Source organism: Brachybacterium epidermidis, assembly GCF_015209585.1.
Lineage (GTDB): Bacteria > Actinomycetota > Actinomycetes > Actinomycetales > Dermabacteraceae > Brachybacterium > Brachybacterium epidermidis.
In genome coordinates this window covers 112,462-130,206 of record NZ_JADEYR010000005.1, presented here as the reverse complement: position 1 = coordinate 130,206, position 17,745 = coordinate 112,462, and the positions used below count along the sequence as shown (strand labels likewise).

The window sequence follows — 17,745 nt, the reverse complement described above, 5'->3', positions numbered from 1 at the left end:
ATCATCATCATCATCATCGAGCGCATCATGGCGGAGGCCACCCGGATGGCGGCCTCGACGCGAACGGCGATCGATGTCATGCGGCGATCATGCACCCGGGACGCTTGAAGGGCAAGACAGTGTTCACACTGTGAAACGGAGACGGTGCGAAACGGAGGCAGGGCGAATCGGAGCCCGGGCGGATCAGCTGCAGCGGCGCAGCACCAGGCGCCCGCCCGGCGCGACACCGCCGGCGGCGCGGCGCAGGATCGCGGAGCGGGACAGGGGCTGGGTCCGAGCGGGGGTGTCAGTCGACCACGCCGAAGAGGCGGTCGCCTGCATCGCCCAGACCGGGGACGATGTAGCCCTTCTCGTTGAGCTTCTCGTCGATCGCGGCGGTGACGATGGTGAGGTCGATGGACGGATCCACCGCTTCCTGCATGGCCTTCAGCCCCTCCGGGGCGGCCAGCAGGGTCACGCACGTGATGTCCCGGGCGCCCCGCTCGTGGATGTACTCGCACGCGGCGATCAGGGTGTGGCCGGTGGCCAGCATCGGGTCCAGCACGAAGCACTGGCGGCCGGAGAGGTCCTCGGGCAGGCGGTTGGCGTAGGTGGTGACCTCGAGGGTCTGCTCGTTGCGCACCATGCCCAGGAAGCCCACCTCGGCGGTGGGCAGCAGGCGGGTGAGCCCGTCCAGCATGCCCAGGCCCGCGCGCAGGATCGGCACCACCATGGGCTTGGGACGGGACAGCTTGGTGCCGGTCATCTCGGTCACCGGGGTCTCGATCTGCACCGGGGCCACGGCCACGTTGCGGGTGGCCTCGTAGGCCAGCAGCGTCACCAGTTCGTCGGCGAGCTGGCGGAACACGGAGGAGTGCGTGGAGCGGTCGCGCAGCACCGTCAGTTTGTGGGCGACGAGCGGGTGGTCGATCTCGAGGACGCGCATGGCCCCGAATCTACCGGAGGCCCGGGGGATGCGAGGACGCGGAGGGTCCTCAAGCGGCAGCGGATCCGAGGTACCGGTGACATATGTGAGGGGACAGTGGTGACAGAGCGCTCTGCCCGGACGGCCGCAGTCGCGGAAGAGTGATTCCCGTACGGACGAACGACGCCCCCTGAGAGGAAGGGAAGACGATGACCACCCCCACCACGAAGACCGCCCCGAGCGCCCGCCCTGCCCCCGCCTTCGACGGCCTGCGCACCGCCGGTCTGCTGACCACGATCGTGCTGGCCGCGCTGATCATGGCCGCCACCGCCGTCGATGCCGTTCGCTCCGGCATGCTGCAGCTCGGTGAGGGGCCCGTGACCGATGCGATCCCGGCCTCCTTCTACGGTGCGGCCGTGCTTCCGGATCTGCTCGTCCACAACGTCGGCTGGGTGATCGCCCTGGGCGTGCTGATGATCCTCGGTGCCGGAGCGGCGCTGACCCGCTCGATCCGCAGCTGATCGGGACCGACGGTCGCTGGCGGTGCGGGGCTCCTGCAGACGGCGGGGTCTCGCGCCGCGCTGTTGAGCGATCAGACACCACCGTCGGACCTACCGAGAACCCGCCGCGGGTATGTTGATTGAGTGATCATCTACAACACCATCATGGCCATCGCCGCGGGCGCCGGCCTGCTCACTCTGGTCCTCTTCCTGCGGGAACTGCTGGGCATGCGCAGGCCCGCGGCCGACGGCGCCCTCCGCCCCGTCGCCTACGACGGCTGGGCCCTCAGCTTCGGCGTGCTGGCCGCCGTGCTCATCACCACCGGCCTGCACATGACCCTGGTGTGGCCGCTGGAGGAGCTCCCCTTCGACAACATCATCTTCGGCGAGCCCGCCCTGGCCTTCGGCCTGCTGATGGCCGCACTGGCCTTCTTCCTGTGGCGCCGCCGCGACGAGCTGCGCGCCTCCACCAACCCCCTGCGGGACTTCTTCGAGACACTGCGCCCGCTCACCCCGTTCATCGTGGGCATGGGCCTGGCCTGCATCGCCATCCTGTTCGCGGGTAACATCTACACCCTGTTCGCCGCCCCCGAGTGGGAGCCGATCTCCGGCTACTTCGCCAAGTGGCCCTGGTTCGAGGCCGCGATCATCTCCGGCCTGTACGGGATCATCGGCATCGCCGCGGCGCTGTTCCCCTTCGCCATGCACGGCGTGGTCGACGCCAATGCGCACCGCTACCCCCATGTGGTGACCCAGGCCTCCTCCACGGGCAAGCGCGCCGCCGGTGCCCATGCGACCGACGCCGACGGCGCTGCGGATCGTGAGTCCGACGCCGAGGCCGCGCGTGCCGCGGCTGCGACCGAGCAGGCCGTCGTGCCGGGCCTGGCCAAGCTCGTGGTGGCTCTCCTTGTAACGGCGGGCCTGTTCCTGCTGCTGTTCGGTGCGCTGAACTACTACACCCATGTGGGAATGATCGTGAACGAGCTCGAGTTGGGCATGCGCCCCTGACCTGCTGTGCCCTTCCTGCTGCGGTGCCCCATCGGATGCGTCCGGTGGGGCACCGCCCTTCGTCGCCCAGTTCCCGCGGGTGTGCATTCCGCAGTTGACCAGATCGGTTGACCAGGGTGGTTCGAGCTTTTAGCCTTGGAGGATGAGGGTCCAGGGTGGGGCAGTGCAGAAGGGGGCAACGGAGAGTTCCGGTGCCACGGCAGATCACGATGCCCCTCGCGTGGTGAAGGTGCAGGACGCGAAGACGCAGCTGTCTGCACTGCTGCGGGAGGTGGAGAGCGGTGCCGAGGTGACGATCGCCCGGGGGGACCGGCAGGTCGCCCGCCTGGCACCGCTGCGCTCTGATCTGGAGGCCCGTCCCTTCGGGTTCATCTCCTACACACTCCCCGAGAGCTTCTTCGACGAGCTGCCGGAGGATGAGCTCACGGCGTGGGAGGCGTGAGTGGAGCTGCTGGTCGATACCCATGTGCTGATTTGGGGGTTGTCGCAGCCGGAGCGACTCTCCTCCGCGGCCACGGAGGTTCTTGCCGACCCCGATGTCGTCGTCCTGGTCAGCGCGGCAACGGCGTGGGAGCTGGCCACGAAGGTGCGCATTGGCAAGCTGCCCGGCGGTGAGCACCTCGTCCTGGACTACGTCCGCAACCTCGAACGGTGGTTGGCGCGAGAGCTTCCCGTGAGCAGTGCAGACTCCCTCCTGGCAGGCACCATGGCGTGGGCGCACCGTGATCCGTTCGACCGCATGCTCGCGTCTCAAGCGCTGCGCAGGGGATGCCCTCTGGTCAGCTCGGACCGCATGTTCGACCAGGTCAGCGGACTGCGACGGATCTGGTGAGTGCCCTGGTCGCTGTGCGCGATGCGGGTTAGCAGCGACAGTGCGCTCCACGAACCGGGACAATGAGCCCGTGACCGACGACGACCTGATGGGCCTGGCGATCGACGAGGCCCGCGCCGCTGCCGCACGCGAGCCCGCCGACGTCCCCATCGGCGCGCTCGTGCTGGGACCGGGCGGTGAGGTGCTGGCCGCAGCCGGCAACCGCCGGGAGGCCGATGAGGACCCGACGGCTCACGCCGAGATCCTGGCCCTGCGGGAGGCCGCCCGGGCGACCGGGCGATGGAACCTCACCGGCTGCACACTCGTGGTCACCCTCGAGCCGTGCACCATGTGTGCGGGTGCGATCGTGCTCGCCCGTATCCAGCGCGTGGTCATCGGGGCGATGGACCCGAAGGCCGGGGCCGCCGGATCCCTCTACGACCTGCTGCGCGAGCCCCGGCTGAACCACCGCGCCGAGGTCACCGTGGGCGTGCGAGGGCAGGAGTGCGGTGACCTGCTGCGGGATTTCTTCCGCGCGCGGCGCAAGCGCTGACTGCGGGCACGCGCACGCCGATGACGGTCAGGAGCACAGCGCACCCGCCGGAATCGCGTATGCCGTCGGCATCGCGAACGCCGGTGGCGAGGGGACCGTCCTCGTTCATGGCCGCTCCTGGTGGATGGGCGCGACTGGTCGGGCCGGCGGAGCCAGCGTGAGCCCCTGGCGTCCGCTGGTCAAGGGGTGCACACTTCCTCCATGGACATCATCCTGCTGCCCGGGCTGTGGCTCGACGGCTCCGTCTGGGAGCCCGTGCTGGGACCGCTGCGCGAAGCCCTGCACCGGCCCTTCCCCCTCACCCTGCCCGGCCAGGGTGCCGCCACACCCGGCGCGGCCCCCGCGGCGGCAGCCGCCGGCCTCGACGACCAGCTCGAGGCTGCCCTCGCCCCGATCGACGCCGCCGACGACCGGGTGCTGGTAGTGGGGCACTCCGCGGCCTCCACCCTCGCCTGGATGGTGGCGGACCGCCGTGTGGACGACGTCGCCGCGGTGGTGATGATCGGCGGCATGCCCGCTCCCGAAGGAGAGGCCTACGCGGGCTTCGCCCCGGTCTCGGACGGCGTCAGCGTCTTCCCCGGCTGGGAGGCATTCGCGGGGCCGGACAGCGACGACCTCGACGCCGGGGCCCGCGCCTGGCTCGAGGCCCGCATGCACCCTGTGCCCGAGTCCGTCACCCGCGCCCCCGTGCACTACACCGACCCGCGTCGACACGAGGTGCCGGTGGCGATGGTGTGCCCCGAGTACTCGCCCGAGGATGCCCGTCAGTGGCTGGCCGCCGGCGATCTGCCCGAGCTCGAGCCAGTGCGGGACCTGCGCTTCGTGGATCTCGACAGCGGGCACTGGCCGATGGCGAGCGCACCCCGGCAGCTGGCCGGGGTCATCGCCGGGGTCGCCGCTGACCTCGGATGATGGGCCTGCTCAGCCCCGCGCCGGGCCGAGGCCGACGCGCTCGCGGCAGGCCTGAGCGGGGGCGGCGAGCCGCCCGCGCAGAAGCGGTCGATCCCGGACATCCGGCACGGATCGCAACGGCCGGTCGTTATCCTGCGGCAATGACCGACCGTGACCCCCGCGACCTCCTGGACCTCTCGACCTTCCCCGCTGCCGAGCCGATCCCGCCGTCCTCCGACTACGTGGATCAGCTCGAGGCGCAGACCCGCACGGCGATGCGCACCCGTCGTCACGCGGGCTCCGAGCACACCGGCGCCCCCGCCCAGCTGCACGACGCGCTCGAGGCAGAGGTCGAGGCCGTCCACGGCGAACTGGTCGAGCTGATGCTGGACCTGTACGAGCACCCCGAGGTCGCCTTCGCGGAGGTGCGGTCCAGCAGGGCCATCGTCGAGGTGCTGCGCAAGCACGGCATCGAGGCCGAGCTGGGCGCCCACGGCGTCGAGACCGCCATCCGCGCCGAGATCCGCGGGGCCGCCGCGTCCGATGCGGAAGGCGCCACCGGGGCCGAGAGTGACGCGGCTGCCGCGCCCGGCGCCCCCACCCTCGCGGTGCTCTCCGAGTACGACGCCCTGCCGGTCGTCGGCCACGGCTGCGGCCACAACGTGATCGCCGTGATGGGGCTGGGGGCGTTCCTGGCCCTCGCGGCGCTGGCGAAGAAGGACCCGTCGGCCGTGCCCGGTCGCATCGTCTACCTGGGCACCCCCGCTGAGGAGGGCCACTCCGGCAAGGAGGTCATGGCCGCCGGCGGCGCGTGGGACGACATCGACATGGCCGTGATGGCCCACCCCTTCAGCCACGACGTGGCCGACACCGCCTGGCTGGGCCGCCGCACCCTCACCGTCGAGTTCCACGGCCGCACCGCCCACGCCTCCGCCCAGCCCTTCATGGGCCGCAACGCGCTGGACGCCGCGAGCCTGATGTACCAGGGGATCGGACTACTTCGCCAGCAGATCCCGCCGTCGGACCGCGTGCACGCCGTGATCCGCGAGGGCGGCGACCGGGCCAGCGTGATTCCCGACCTGGCCCGACTGGACCTGTACGTGCGGTCCCTGGCCCCCGAGACGCTGCGCGACCTGTCCCGGCGCATCGAGGACGTGGCCCGCGGCGCCGCCCTGATGACCAGCTGCGGCGTCACCGTCACCTGGGACAAGCAGCCCCCGTCCCTGCCGGTGCGCACCAACACCACCCTCACCGGGCGCTGGGTGGAGGCCCAGCGGCGCCGCGGCCGCGACCCGCTGCCCCGCGGCGTGGTCTCCGAGACCCTCGCCGCCTCCACCGACTTCGGCAACGTCAGCTTCCGCCTGCCCGGCATCCACCCGATGATCCGCATCGCCGACCCCGACACGGCCCTGCACACCCGCGAGTTCGCGAAGGCCGCCACCTCGGACCTGGCCCGCAGCGCCGCGGCCGACGGTGCCTACGGCCTGGCCGCGACCCTGCTGGACGTGCTGCACGACCCCGCTCTCTCGAAGGCCGTCACCGAGGAGTTCGAGGAGGCCGGCGGCGCGATCGACGTGCCCGGCTACTTCGACTGAACACACCCGGCCGGTGCCGCCGGCGTCGTACCATTCCCTGCCGGCCCACCCCGGGCCGACGGTTCCCCCCATCCCCGACCCATCCCATCCCCCAGGAGAACCTATGAGCACGGCGACCACCCAGCCGTCCGGCCCCCGCGGGCTCGGCGACCGGCTCCTCAACGGTGTCGAGAGGCTCGGCAACAAGCTGCCCGAGCCCTTCATGCTGTTCCTCGTGCTGTTCCTGATCACGGGCCTGGTGTCCACCGGCATGGCGCTCGCCGACGTCTCGGTCACCGTGCCCGGCACGGATGAGCCTACGGTCATCAAGGGCCTGTTCACCGGGGAGGGCATGACCTGGCTCACCTCGAGCCTGGGGGAGAACTACGTCGGGTTCCCGCCGCTGAAGACCGTGCTGCCGATCCTGCTGGCGATCGGCATCGCCGAGCACTCCGGCATGCTCTCGGCCGCGGTGCGCAAGCTGTTCGGCTCCTCCCCGGCCTGGCTGCTGCCGTACGTGGTGGGCCTGGTGGGCGTTGTCAGCTCGATCATGGCCGACTCCGCCTTCGTGGTGGTGCCCCCGCTGGCCGCGCTGGTGTTCAAGGCAGCCGGCCGTCATCCCGTGGCCGGCCTGCTGGGCGGCTTCGCCGCAGCCGGTGCGGGCTACTCCACCAACCTGTTCCCCACCAGCTTGGACGCGCTGTTCGCCGGCATCACCACCTCCGTGATGGGCGCCCTGCCCGGCTACGAGTTCGATCCGGTGAACCCGGTCTCGAACTGGTGGTTCAACATCGCCTCCTCGATCGTGCTGGGCATCGTGGCCGGCTTCATCATCGACCGCATCCTGGAGCCGCGCATCGTCCGTGAGGGCATCCCGCGCGACGAGATCGCCACCGACTCCGACGCCACCGATCGTGCCGACGCCGAGCAGATGCGCGCCGAGCTCGACCCGAAGGAGAACAGGGGCCTGCTGATCGCGGTGCTGGCGGCCGTGGTGCTCACCGCGGTGCTGCTGGTGGCGGTGCTGCCCTCCGGCTCGCCGTGGCGCAACGAGGAGGGCGGCTTCCTGCCGAAGTCCCCGCTGCTGGACTCCATCGTGTTCATCGTGTTCATCTACTTCGTGGTGGTCGGCGCGATCTACGGCTGGGTGGTGGGCACCCTGCGCACCACCAAGGATGCCGTCGCGATGATGACCAACGCGCTGAAGGACATGCTCCCGTTCCTCGTGCTGGCGTTCATCCTGGGCCAGTTCATCGCCCTGTTCAACTGGTCCGGCATCGGCTCCTGGATCGCCGTCACCGGCGCCGCGGGCCTGGAGAGCGCGAACCTGACCGGCTTCCCCGCGATCGTCGGCTTCATGCTGCTGGCGAGCTTCCTGAACCTGTTCATCATCTCGGGCTCCTCGATGTGGGCGATCATGGCCGCGGTGTTCGTGCCGATGTTCGCGCTGATCGGCTACGAGCCCGCCTTCACCCAGGCCGCGTTCCGCGTGGGCGACTCCGCCACCCAGGTGATCACCCCGATGAACCCGTACATGATTGTGCTGCTGGGCATGCTGCGCCGCTACCAGCCCGATGCCGGCTTCGGCACCCTGATGGCCCGCATGCTGCCCTTCGTGGTGCCGTTCTGGATCTTCTGGGCCGCGATCCTGGCGGTCTTCTTCTACCTGGACATTCCTCTGGGGCCGGGCAACGGCATCTTCATCGGCTGATCCCGCAGGCGGGACGCGGCTGATCCCGCAGGCGGCACGCGGCTGATCCCGCAGGCGGGGAGGCCGCCGGTCGCCCCGCCCCCGGCGCTCAGATCCAGCCGTGCCTGCGGGCGATGGCCACGGCCTCGTGCCGGTTCGACGCCTGCAGCTTCGCCTGCGCGTTGGAGAGGTAGTTGCGCACCGTGCCCTCGGCCAGATGCGCACGCCGGGCGATCTGGTCGATGCTGGCGCCGTCGGCCGCGTACTCCAGCACGTCCGATTCACGCGGCGTGAGCGGGGAGTCGCCGGAGGAGATGGTCTCCGCGGCCAGCTCCGGATCGATAGCCCGCCTGCCCGCGGCGACCGCCCGCACCGCCTCCGCCAGCTGGGGCGCCGAGGTGGTCTTGGGCAGGAACCCCAGGATCCCCTGCTCGAGGGCCCGCTTGAGGTAGCCGGGGCGGGCGTGGGAGGTGAGGATCATGCACCGTGTGGCGGGGGAGTGCTCCGCGATGGCCGCGCAGATCTCCAGGCCGTCCCCGTCGGGCAGCTGCAGGTCCACCACGGCGACGTCCGGGGTGTGCTCCGAGGTGGCGCGGACGCCCTCGGCGGCCGAGGACGCCTGGGCGACGGCGTCGATGTCCTCCTCCAGGCTCAGCATGGTGGCCAGCGCCGAGCGGATCAGGTTCTCGTCGTCGATCAGCATCACGCGCAGCGGGCTGCCGGGGGTGGTCGGGGTGCTGGGAGTCATCGGGGTCCTCCATCGGACGGGGTGGGTGCGGTCTCGCCCGGGTCGATGGGGCCGGGCGTCGATGCGGTGCCGGTCCCGGGCGCGAAGTGCAGGGCCAGCGTGAAGGACTCGCCCTCCCGACGCGCGCTGAGGGCACGCGCGGGGCCGATGCGCTCACGCAGGCCGCGCAGACCGGTGCCCTCGGTGACGGGCCGGGCATTCTCCGTGACGGGGCGGGGGCTCTCCGTGACGGGCTGGGCACCTTCCGTGACGGGCTGGCCCCCATCGGCCGCAACGGCCAAAGCGCCGTCGTTGGTGACGGTCAGCCCGCCGGCCCCCAGTTCGATGGTGACCGCGGTGGCGTCGGCATGGCGCAGCAGGTTGGTGCCGGCCTCCCGCAGCACCCAGGTGGCGGCCTCCGCATGCTCGGCGGGGACGTCCTGCACCTCGCCGCGCAGATGGGTGCGGATCCCCGCCGAGCGCAGCAGCGACAGGGTGCCCTGCAGCTCAGAGGCGAGGTCCACGTCGCGGTAGCCGCGCACCAGGGCGCGCACGTCGGCCAGGGAGGAGCGGGCCATCGCGGAGATGGACCTGGCGTGCTCGGCGGCACGCGGGTCACCGCGCTCGGCCAGCTGGGTGACCAGCTCCGCGGTCACCGCGATCGAGGAGAGGTCCCTGCCCATCACGTCGTGCAGGTCGCGGCTGAAGCGCAGGCGCTCCTCGGCCAGTGCGAGCAGGCCCTCCATCTGCCGGGCGCGGTCGATGCCGTCCACCAGCTCCAGCAGCCACAGGGAGCTGCGCAGACCGATGACGATCGCCAGCATGAACGATCCGATCGGGGCGGCGACGGGCAAGGGGAGCCCGGCCAGCACGGCGATGCCGGTCAGGGCTGCAGCGGAGAGGATCGCGGTCCACCAGCGCAGCACCATGTGCACGGTGACCAGACCCGACAGAACGGTGATCAGGTTGATCATCACCATGGGGTCCTGCTCGTCGGGCGCCGCGGGAGAGATCGCGCGCGCCAGCAGCATCACCGGGGCCACCACTGCGGGCGCGGCCGCGGCCACATGCGCCCGCCGGGGCAGCGGCCGATCGCGCAGACCGTCCCGCCAGCGCACCAGCCACCACGCAGCCGCGGCGGTGGAGAGGGCCGTCTGCAGCACGAAAAGGGCGGCGGACAAGGGGTGGTCAGGCAGATCGGGGGGCTCCACCCAGCTGACGAACAGCGCGAACACCGGCATGCCTGCGACCAGGACCAGCGCCGAGGTCGCGGTGTACCAGAAGAACACCGAAGACGGGCGGGAGGCGGTGGTCATGGGTCGATCCTTCCATGGCGGTGACGGCGTGCGTCGTGGGGGAGCGGGTCGGCGAGGTTCGTTTGTCATACCCCCTCCGTAGCGTGGTTCACATCGATCGACGTCGACGTCGGAAGGGAGGGGAGCGCAGTGCCAGTGCATCGCTGGGAGAACGGCCGACTGGTCGAGGAGCCGCGCCGCGCTCCACGTGGGCGTCGGGTCCGCGGCGTCCCCGATGAGCCCCGGGCCCCGCGCGCGAGGGTGACAGCGCGCCAGCCCCTGACCACCGACTCCCTGGCCGACAGGCTCGGCATCGACCCTGATTCGGCGCAGGCATCGGCGGCGGGCCGCCTGATCGCGCAGGAGCGCCGGAGGTCCGTCGAGCACGCCCGGCTGCTGCGCGAGATCGCGCCGATGTGGACGGAGCCGGAGCCGGGCGAGCCACCGGGGGAGCGCGAGGAAGCAGGCCTCCTGGTGGGGATCGCCCTGCGCACCACCACGGACAAGGCCAGTTCCCTGCTGCGCGCCGCCCGCACCGCGGTCGATCAGCTGCCCCGGCTGCTCGCTCGTCTGGAGAGCGGCGATCTCCCGGTGGAATGGTTCGATCGGATACTGCGCACCGTCCGGGACTTCACACCCCAGCAGAAGGCGCAGGTCGACGCGCGGGTCTCTGAATGGGACCTCGCCTCCATCCCCGTCGCACGGTTCCGTCGCGAGCTGCGACTGCTGGCTGCATGGCTGGTCCGCGAGGGCGAGGGGGTCGCCCGCCCTCAGGATCTGCGGGATGTCGCCCTGGAGCGGTCCCCCATCGACGATGGCACCGCCTGCCTGCGCATCACCGGCCCGGTCCCGGAGATCCTCGCGCTCGCGCGCCGCCTGGACAACGGCGCCCGCGCCGTGCAGAACGCACAGCGGAAGGCCCTGGCCGCCGGCGCACCGATCCCCTTCGACATCGATGGCGCCGCCGACGAATCCGGCAGCCCCCTGAGCCTGGCACAGCTGCGCTACGCGATCCTCACCCGCAGCGTGCTGGACACCGGCGGGGTCGAGGTCCCCGCGCCGCGATTCCGGATGCAGGTGACCGTCCCGTTCCTGACACTGCTCGGCCTCTCCGACACCCCGGCAGTGCTGGACGGCCTCACCCCGATCCCGGCGGAGATGGCCAGGCGGCTGGCTGCGGGCGAGCCCGTCTGGCACCGCATCCTCACCGATCCGGTCGACGGCCGGTACCTGCCCATCGAGGCGACCACGTACCGTCCCGCCACGGGAATGCTCGAACACCTGCGCCTGCAGCACCCGGTGTGCGCCGTTCCCGGCTGCACCCGCCCCACGCTCGATGCCAGCGAGGCCGACCACATCCAGGAGTACGACCACGCCGATCCTGAGAACGGCGGGGCCACCTGCGTGGAGAACCTGCACCTGCTGTGCTTCACCCATCATCGCCTCAAGACGGAAGGCCTGATCGACCCGGTTCGCGGTCCCGACGGCACCACCCACTGGGAACTGCGCGGCAGCGGCCTGCGGGTGTCGATCTGCCCGAATCGGGATCTGCTCACCCCGGTGATGGCCCAGGCGCTCCAGGAGTCCTGGGAGGCGTACCGCACCGATCTGCAGATGGCGGCCGCCCTCCGCAGCGGGCTGCTGGATGAACCCGAGGAGGACTGCGGGCCGGACTACACCGATCCGCACGAGGGCACAGGGATGAGGTCCTGCGCGCCGCCGCCCTTCTGAGCGGCGGGTGCGCACCGGCCGCATCCTCGTGCCGCCGTGCACCCGGAGGTCAGCCACGGGGCTCCCAGCGGAAGTGGCTGCGCACGAACAGGATTCCGAGGACCAGCCACACCAGCAGGATCCCGGTCTGCTGGGTGGTCTGCGTCCACACCTCGGCGGTGCTCAGCGCAGCGCCCTCGGCATCGATGCCCAGCCAGCCCAGGCGCACCAACGCGGTGATCGGGGCCGAGGGCACCAGCGCGACCAGTCGGCCGAACCAGTCCGGCATCATCTGCAGCGGGATCGCGGCCCCCGCCCCGATCACCAGCACCGCCATCAGGGGCAGGCAGGTCACCTGGGCGGCCTCCACGGTGCGCGTCATGTTCGCCGTGGCCAGCGCCAGCGGCACCATCACCGCCGCCCCCAGCACCAGGCCGATCGCAAGCACCCCGGGACGAGAGGGAAGGGGCAGGTCCAGCAGCGGAGCGGCGATCGCACCCATCACACCGATCATCACGAAGGCGATCAGCAGGGCCGGCACCGCCGTGGCGATCAGCACCGTCGCATCGGAGGCCTCACCGGTGCGCAGGCGATTCAGGACCAGGTCCTGCCGGCGGGCCACGTACGAGCTGAGCAGGTTGTAGTAGACGACGAACAGCAGCGCCACCACGAACATGGTGCCCAGGCCCGAGGCCATCGCCTCTCGGGTGCCGCCCTGGCGCGCCAGCGGCAGGTAGAGGAACGGCACCGACAGGGGCAGCAGCAGCGCGGTGACCAGCTGCATGCGATTGCGCAGCAGCAGCGTCAGCTCCGCGCGGGCCAGGCCCAGCAGGCGGGGGGGCGGCGGGGGCTTGTCGCTCGGGACCGGGCGGTGGCGGCCTGCTGGGCCGTCGGCGTGGACGGGGTGGTCGCGGGGTCGAGGGTGGGGGTGCTCATGGGGACTGTTCCTTCTGGAGGTGGGACCGCCTGCGGGTGCGCTGACCGCACAGGCGTGGGGGCGGCGGGATGTCAGGCGGCCGGGGTCTCGCCGGGTTCCAAGCCGGATCCGGCGATCTCGAGGAACACGGACTCCAGGCTCGCGGCGCGGGCGTCGAGACCGGACAGCTCCACGCCCTGCTCGCGGCTCCAGCTGAGCAGGGCCAGCAGGTCATCCTCGAGACGGTCGGTGGTGATCTCCAGCCGGCCCTTGCGGTCGCGGGTGCTGGAGCCATGGATCGCGGGCAGAGCGGGGACGTCGGCCGGGGCGTCGATCGGCAGGGTCGCGCGGATGGTCGCAGGGTGGCCGGCCACCACCTCCTCGACGGTGCCGCGTCGCACGATACGTCCGCGATGCATGATCGCCAGCTCGTCGGCGAGGGTCTCGGCCTCATCGAGGTAGTGCGTGGTCAGCACGATCGTGGTGCCGTTCTCCTTGAGTGCCCGGATCAGCTCCCAGGCGCGGGCGCGTGACTCGGGGTCCAGCCCGGTGGTGGGCTCGTCCAGGAACAGCAGCTCGGGTTCGCCGGCGATGGCGCAGGCCAGGTCCAGGCGGCGCACCTCCCCTCCGGAGAGGGCGGAGATGCGGGTCCAGGCGCGGTCGGCGAGGTCCACCTGCGCCAGCACCTCGCTCACCGGGCGCGGGGCCGACAGCGTGGAGGTCCACATCCGCAGTGCCTCCGCCGTGGTGAGATCGGTGGGGAACCCGCCGGTCTGCAGCATCAGGCCCTGGCGGGGGCGCACATGGCGGCGGTCCCGGTACGGGTCCAGGCCGAACACGCTCACGGTGCCGCCGGTGGGCCGGGCCAGGCCCTCCAGCACCTCGAGGGTCGAGGTCTTGCCGGCGCCGTTGGTGCCCAGCAGGGCGAACAGCTCGCCGCGGCGGATCTCGAGATCGATCCCGGCCACGGCCAGATGGCTGTCGCGGCCCCGGCCGTAGCGGCGCTCGAGGCCCTCGACGCGGATCACCGTCTCCCGCGGTGCGGCGGTGCCCGAGGTCGAGCCATGGATGCCATGGACAGTGGCGTCCTGCGCGGTGGTGAGGTCCCGTGCGGTCGTCGTGGCAGTCATGTCAGCGCCCTCCCTTCAGCTGCTCGGCGTAACCCTCGGTGGCGAAGCCGGCCGCGAGGCGCGCCGCCAGGATCACGGCCACGATCACTCCACCCACGATGCAGGCCAGCGCGGGGGGCTGCACGGCGATGGCGACGGCCAGCACGATCACGATGTTGATCGCGATCGCGAACACTTCGCGGCCCAGCGTCGCCGAGGGGCGGAAGCCCATCACATCGCCCAGCACGCCGCGATCGGCGGTGGGACTGGTGCGTGCGGGGCGAGCGGACTCCCGGGCGGTCGGTGTGGTGGTCGAAGTGGGCGGTGTGGGGGTCGAGGTGGCCGGTGTGCAGCCGGAACCGCCCGCCCGGGTCGAGGTGGTCAGGCTCATCTTCGTCGTGTTCATGGCCCCTACTCTTCCGAGCCGCGCACCTCTCCAGTAGGGCGCTGTTTCACCAGCTCATGTGCGTTTCTCACGGCCCGGCGATGAGAGATGTCATGGGTGGGCGCGGCTGCTGTGCCGCATTGGTCCCCACCCCGTCTGTCCGGTTATTGGGATATTTGTCCACAGACTGGTCAGGTGCGGTCAGGGGCGTTTCCCGGATCTACAGTGGGGCGATCGACCCGCCCCGGTCATCCTCCCGATCATCCCGTCACGACCTGCCGAGGAGTCCCGATGGCAGCCGCTCCGTCGCCCACCGACGACCCCCGCGCCGGCCGGGACTCCGACACGGACCGCCAGGCCGATGCCGCCCGGGCCACCGTCGTCGCCGAGGACGTCTCCAAGGTCTTCTTCTCCGGCTCCGACCCGGTGTGGGCGCTCGAGGACTTCTCCCTCACCCTGGAGCCGGGCTCCTTCACCTGCATCGTGGGCCCTTCCGGCTGCGGCAAGTCCACCTTCCTGCGGATCGTGGGCGGGCTCGAGGAGCGCACCGTCGGCACCGTGGAGGTCACCGGAGCCGAGCACCCCATCCCCTCGGCTTTCGTGTTCCAGGAGCACGGCGTGTTCCCCTGGATGACGGTGCGGGAGAACGTCACCTTCGGCCTGCGCATGATGGGCACGTCCCGCGCCGAGCGCGACCGGATCGCGGAGGACTGGCTGCGGCGTGTGCGCCTGCAGGACTTCGCCCGCTCCTACCCCCACCAGCTCTCCGGCGGCATGCGCCAGCGCGTGGCGATCGCCCGCGCCTTCGCCACCGGCAGCCCCCTGCTGCTGATGGACGAGCCGCTGGGCGCCCTGGACGCCCAGACCCGCATGCTGATGCAGGAGGAGCTGGTCACGCTGTGGGAGCAGGAGCGCAAGACGGTCCTGATGGTCACCCACGACATCGACGAGGCACTCATCCTGGGGGACCGGGTGATCGTGATGACCCCCCGCCCCGGCCGCCTCAAGGAGGACATCGAGGTGCCGTTCGCCCGCCCCCGCTCGATCGGCGTGGAGTCCACCCCTGAGTTCACCCGCCTGCGCTCCCACATCTGGGAGTCGCTGCGTGAGGACGCCCTGGCCGGCGGCGCCGGTGCGAAGGAGGCCACCGCATGAGTTCCCTGAGTCAACCTCTAGGCCGCGAGAGCGGTGATGTGGTCCGTTTTCTCGGTTCTGCGCCGTTCGTGGGCGGCAGGGTCGTAGCAGGTTCCGTCGCGCCAGCAGGCGTAGATGATCCGCAGCCAGGAACGGGCGAGGATCCGCACGGCGTGGGGGTGTCGTTTGCCTTGTTCGCGGGCGGTGTCGTAGATGTTCCTCGCCCAGGGCGAGGCGTGGCGGGAGTTATCGGCCCAGCGGACGAGGGCTTGGCGAGCTCGCCGGTTGGTGGCGTAGCGGAACAGGCCCGCGCGGGGCTTGCCCGGGGCGGGGGTGGCGGGCACGACGCCGGCCGCGGCGGCGAGCTGGTCCGCGCTGGCGGTGTGCTCCAGCAGGGGGCCGATCTCACCGATGAGCTGGGCGAGGTTGACGGTCCCGACTCGGGGCAAGTCCTTGATCAGCGCTGCCCAGGGATGGGCGGCCAGGGCCGTGTCGATCTGGGCCTCGAGCTCGTCGATCGCGGTCTTCAGGGCGCGGATGACCGCGACCTGAGCACGGACCAGCGCGGTGTTCGTCTCCTCGCCGAGCCTGGAGGCAGGTGCGGGAGCGTCGCGGAGCTTGGCCACCAAAACTGTCGGGTCGTTGCGTCCGGAGTAGTGCTGGCGGGCCAGCCAGTCCCGCATTCTCGCCGGTGCCAGTCGTCTGGCCGTCGCAGGGGCGGGGAAGCGGTCGCAGAACGCCAGGGCGATATCGGAGTCCAGGCGGGCGAAGACCATCCCGGCGCCGGGCCAGTGCTCGGCCAGCAGCGCGGCGAGCTGGTTGGTCGCCGTCACGCGGGCGGTGACCTGGTCCTCACGGGCACGAACGAGTGCCTGCAGCTCAAGAGTGACCTGCTCGGTGGGGCGCAGGGTCCGCAGGCGACGACCGTCGGTGCGGAGGTAGTCGGCGAGCTTGAACGCGTCGCCGGGATCGTCCTTCGCGCGGGCCGCGCCCCAGCGGGGACGAACGGCGTTGAACGCATTGGGGTGGACGGCCACGACTGGATGCCCGGCCGCCAGAATCCGGTCCACGACCAGCCCGCGCGTGGTCTCGATCGCTACCGGCAGCTCAGCTGGCGCGCCGTGGCCCGCGAGGCGAGCGAACGTGGCGCGCAGCCCGTCCTCGCTATGGGGGCAGAGCCAACGGTCGACCGTCTGGCCCTGGCCGTCGATGACAGCGACCGCGTGGGTGGTGTTGCCCCAGTCCCATCCGACAAACATGCATGCACTCCAGGTCTCTCGAAGGAGCACCACTTGGTAGAGGACACCTGCCGGAAGCTCACTGCTCGGCCCTCGAAGGGGCATGTTCCTGATGCCGTTCAGATGGCCTCGGCCCGGCAGGGCTGGCAGAACTCATGCTGGCCGTCGAACGGCACGCACCATAGGCCATGCACCCACCGGGACCGAGTGGTCACGACCCTACCGAACAAGGCCGCACTAAGGATGGTCCCCCAGTGAGCGCCTCCCACGAGCAGGCCCCTGCCCGCACTTCGCAGGCCGATGCCGCCGACGCGACTCTCAGTCGGCGCGAGGAGCGCACGCTGGAGGCCGCGCAGGCCCAGCGCAGGCATGCCCGAGCGCTCAGCACCCGCGATCTCGTCCTGTCCATCAGCGCCCCCATCGTGCTGGTGCTGCTGTGGGAGATCAGTGCCCGTGCCCTCATCATCGACCCGCGCTTCTTCCCGCCCCCCAGCCGGATCCTCACCGCCGGCATCGAGATGGCCCGCAGCGGCGAGCTGTGGATGCACACCGGCCCCACCCTGATGCGCCTGCTGGTGGGCGGGGGACTGGGTGCGATCAGCGGCATCGCCGTCGGACTGCTCATGGGCTCCTCCCGCGCCCTGAACGCAGCGCTGGGGCCGCTGTTCTCCGCGCTGTACCCGCTGCCCAAGATCGCGATCTTCCCGATCCTGCTGATGATCTTCGGTCCCACCGAGCTGCCCAAGATCATCGCCGTGTTCATCACGACGTTCTTCGTCATGCAGATCGCCGCGGTCTCCGGCGTGTGGGCGATCGACAAGAAGCTGCTGGAGGCCGGCACGGCCTACGGCGCCACCGGCTTCGACCGGTTCCGCTTCGTGGTGCTGCCCGGCGCGATGCCCTTCGTGTTCTCCGGGCTGCGCACAGCGACCGGCACCGCCGTGGTGGTGGTGACCGCCGTCGAGTTCACCGGAGCTTCCACCACCGGCCTGGGCTACCTGATCTGGAACTCCTGGCAGCTGTTCCTGCCGGAGAAGCTGTACGTGGGCCTGGTGGTGATCGGCATCATCGGCGCCGTGCTCACCTCGCTCATCGTCCACTCCGAGAAGCTGCTGCTGCCCTGGCGCCGCAGTCACTGACCCCGACCTATCCGCGCACTGCCGCACCCCCATTCCCCGCCCCGATGAAGGAGCACCCCATGCGACGCCGCACCATCCTCTCCCTCCTGCCCGCCGGAGCCGCGGGCCTCACCCTGGCCGCCTGCGGCCGCCGTCACCGGGGACTCCGGCAACGGCGGCGG

Annotated in this window: 18 protein-coding genes; 11 read left to right on the top strand and 7 right to left on the bottom strand. The window is 71.1% G+C overall.

Annotated features, from left to right (window positions below; genetic code table 11):
- Nucleotides 1-286 precede the first annotated feature (286 nt).
- Nucleotides 287-925, bottom strand: a complete 639-nt coding sequence (gene upp, locus IOE58_RS06985; RefSeq protein WP_193865681.1) for a uracil phosphoribosyltransferase — start codon at nucleotides 923-925, stop codon at nucleotides 287-289.
- 188 nt (nucleotides 926-1,113) lie between these two features.
- On the opposite strand from upp, the gene IOE58_RS06980 reads away from it, so the two are divergent.
- The 8 genes from IOE58_RS06980 (at nucleotide 1,114) to IOE58_RS06945 (ending at nucleotide 7,952) form a co-directional block, all read left to right on the top strand.
- Nucleotides 1,114-1,425 carry a hypothetical protein gene (locus IOE58_RS06980; protein WP_193865680.1) on the top strand — a complete coding sequence of 104 codons (312 nt, stop codon included), beginning with the start codon at nucleotides 1,114-1,116 and terminating at the stop codon, nucleotides 1,423-1,425.
- A 123-nt stretch (nucleotides 1,426-1,548) separates the two neighbouring features.
- A complete protein-coding gene (locus IOE58_RS06975; protein WP_193865679.1) occupies nucleotides 1,549-2,412 on the top strand; it encodes a DUF981 family protein in 864 nt (287 codons plus the stop codon).
- A 223-nt stretch (nucleotides 2,413-2,635) separates the two neighbouring features.
- Entirely contained in the window at nucleotides 2,636-2,854 is a 219-nt protein-coding gene (locus tag IOE58_RS06970; protein ID WP_348981911.1) for a type II toxin-antitoxin system Phd/YefM family antitoxin, read from the top strand.
- On the top strand, nucleotides 2,855-3,244 hold the full coding sequence (locus IOE58_RS06965) for a type II toxin-antitoxin system VapC family toxin (protein ID WP_193865677.1): 390 nt from the start codon (nucleotides 2,855-2,857) through the stop codon (nucleotides 3,242-3,244). It abuts the gene before it with no gap.
- Between the two features lie 70 nt (nucleotides 3,245-3,314).
- Nucleotides 3,315-3,776, top strand: a complete 462-nt coding sequence (locus tag IOE58_RS06960) for a nucleoside deaminase (RefSeq protein ID WP_348981910.1) — start codon at nucleotides 3,315-3,317, stop codon at nucleotides 3,774-3,776.
- A gap of 201 nt (nucleotides 3,777-3,977) precedes the next feature.
- Nucleotides 3,978-4,688 (top strand): alpha/beta fold hydrolase, encoded by a 711-nt coding sequence (locus tag IOE58_RS06955; protein WP_193865676.1) that lies wholly within the window; start codon nucleotides 3,978-3,980, stop codon nucleotides 4,686-4,688.
- 140 nt (nucleotides 4,689-4,828) lie between these two features.
- A complete protein-coding gene (locus tag IOE58_RS06950; RefSeq protein ID WP_193865675.1) occupies nucleotides 4,829-6,262 on the top strand; it encodes a M20 family metallopeptidase in 1,434 nt (477 codons plus the stop codon).
- A 103-nt stretch (nucleotides 6,263-6,365) separates the two neighbouring features.
- Nucleotides 6,366-7,952: an AbgT family transporter gene (locus IOE58_RS06945; RefSeq protein WP_193865674.1), complete on the top strand. Its 1,587-nt coding sequence runs from the start codon at nucleotides 6,366-6,368 to the stop codon at nucleotides 7,950-7,952.
- An 88-nt stretch (nucleotides 7,953-8,040) separates the two neighbouring features.
- On the opposite strand, the gene IOE58_RS06940 is transcribed toward IOE58_RS06945, so the two are convergent.
- Nucleotides 8,041-8,679 (bottom strand): response regulator transcription factor, encoded by a 639-nt coding sequence (locus tag IOE58_RS06940; protein ID WP_193865673.1) that lies wholly within the window; start codon nucleotides 8,677-8,679, stop codon nucleotides 8,041-8,043.
- Nucleotides 8,676-9,974, bottom strand: coding sequence for a sensor histidine kinase (locus IOE58_RS06935; protein ID WP_193865672.1), 1,299 nt, complete (start codon nucleotides 9,972-9,974; stop codon nucleotides 8,676-8,678). The genes IOE58_RS06940 and IOE58_RS06935 overlap by 4 nt, the downstream gene beginning before the upstream one ends.
- Nucleotides 9,975-10,103: 129 nt before the next feature.
- On the opposite strand from IOE58_RS06935, the gene IOE58_RS06930 reads away from it, so the two are divergent.
- The gene (locus tag IOE58_RS06930; RefSeq protein WP_193865671.1) at nucleotides 10,104-11,684 is read left to right on the top strand and encodes an HNH endonuclease signature motif containing protein; all 1,581 of its coding nucleotides are present in this window, start codon (nucleotides 10,104-10,106) and stop codon (nucleotides 11,682-11,684) included.
- A 49-nt stretch (nucleotides 11,685-11,733) separates the two neighbouring features.
- Here IOE58_RS06930 and IOE58_RS06925 read toward each other — a convergent pair whose 3' ends face one another.
- From IOE58_RS06925 to IOE58_RS06915, 3 genes are all read right to left on the bottom strand, one after another.
- On the bottom strand, nucleotides 11,734-12,486 hold the full coding sequence (locus IOE58_RS06925) for an ABC transporter permease (RefSeq protein ID WP_284690639.1): 753 nt from the start codon (nucleotides 12,484-12,486) through the stop codon (nucleotides 11,734-11,736).
- A 185-nt stretch (nucleotides 12,487-12,671) separates the two neighbouring features.
- Nucleotides 12,672-13,709, bottom strand: coding sequence for an ABC transporter ATP-binding protein (locus tag IOE58_RS06920; protein ID WP_193865669.1), 1,038 nt, complete (start codon nucleotides 13,707-13,709; stop codon nucleotides 12,672-12,674).
- Nucleotide 13,710: 1 nt separating this feature from the next.
- A complete protein-coding gene (locus tag IOE58_RS06915) occupies nucleotides 13,711-14,094 on the bottom strand; it encodes a hypothetical protein (protein WP_193865668.1) in 384 nt (127 codons plus the stop codon).
- A 270-nt stretch (nucleotides 14,095-14,364) separates the two neighbouring features.
- Between IOE58_RS06915 and IOE58_RS06910 the strand changes: the two genes are divergently transcribed.
- A complete protein-coding gene (locus tag IOE58_RS06910) occupies nucleotides 14,365-15,228 on the top strand; it encodes an ABC transporter ATP-binding protein (RefSeq protein ID WP_193865667.1) in 864 nt (287 codons plus the stop codon).
- A 17-nt stretch (nucleotides 15,229-15,245) separates the two neighbouring features.
- Here the strand turns inward: IOE58_RS06910 and IOE58_RS06905 are convergent, their stop codons facing one another.
- Nucleotides 15,246-16,466, bottom strand: a complete 1,221-nt coding sequence (locus IOE58_RS06905; protein WP_193865666.1) for an IS110 family RNA-guided transposase — start codon at nucleotides 16,464-16,466, stop codon at nucleotides 15,246-15,248.
- A gap of 233 nt (nucleotides 16,467-16,699) precedes the next feature.
- Here IOE58_RS06905 and IOE58_RS06900 point away from each other — a divergent pair, with 233 nt between their 5' ends.
- Nucleotides 16,700-17,584: an ABC transporter permease gene (locus tag IOE58_RS06900; RefSeq protein ID WP_348981909.1), complete on the top strand. Its 885-nt coding sequence runs from the start codon at nucleotides 16,700-16,702 to the stop codon at nucleotides 17,582-17,584.
- The last annotated feature ends 161 nt before the right edge of the window (nucleotides 17,585-17,745 follow it).

What these genes read in the sequence shown, in the direction of transcription:
- upp (WP_193865681.1), bottom strand. Translation starts at nt 925, where the DNA reads ATGCGCGTCCTCGAGATCGACCACCCGCTCGTCGCCCACAAACTGACG.
- IOE58_RS06935 (WP_193865672.1), bottom strand. Translation starts at nt 9,974, where the DNA reads ATGACCACCGCCTCCCGCCCGTCTTCGGTGTTCTTCTGGTACACCGCG.
- IOE58_RS06920 (WP_193865669.1), bottom strand. Translation starts at nt 13,709, where the DNA reads ATGACTGCCACGACGACCGCACGGGACCTCACCACCGCGCAGGACGCC.
- IOE58_RS06980 (WP_193865680.1), top strand. Translation starts at nt 1,114, where the DNA reads ATGACCACCCCCACCACGAAGACCGCCCCGAGCGCCCGCCCTGCCCCC.
- IOE58_RS06905 (WP_193865666.1), bottom strand. Translation starts at nt 16,466, where the DNA reads ATGTTTGTCGGATGGGACTGGGGCAACACCACCCACGCGGTCGCTGTC.
- IOE58_RS06950 (WP_193865675.1), top strand. Translation starts at nt 4,829, where the DNA reads ATGACCGACCGTGACCCCCGCGACCTCCTGGACCTCTCGACCTTCCCC.
- IOE58_RS06915 (WP_193865668.1), bottom strand. Translation starts at nt 14,094, where the DNA reads ATGAACACGACGAAGATGAGCCTGACCACCTCGACCCGGGCGGGCGGT.
- IOE58_RS06945 (WP_193865674.1), top strand. Translation starts at nt 6,366, where the DNA reads ATGAGCACGGCGACCACCCAGCCGTCCGGCCCCCGCGGGCTCGGCGAC.
- IOE58_RS06910 (WP_193865667.1), top strand. Translation starts at nt 14,365, where the DNA reads ATGGCAGCCGCTCCGTCGCCCACCGACGACCCCCGCGCCGGCCGGGAC.
- IOE58_RS06955 (WP_193865676.1), top strand. Translation starts at nt 3,978, where the DNA reads ATGGACATCATCCTGCTGCCCGGGCTGTGGCTCGACGGCTCCGTCTGG.
- IOE58_RS06940 (WP_193865673.1), bottom strand. Translation starts at nt 8,679, where the DNA reads ATGACTCCCAGCACCCCGACCACCCCCGGCAGCCCGCTGCGCGTGATG.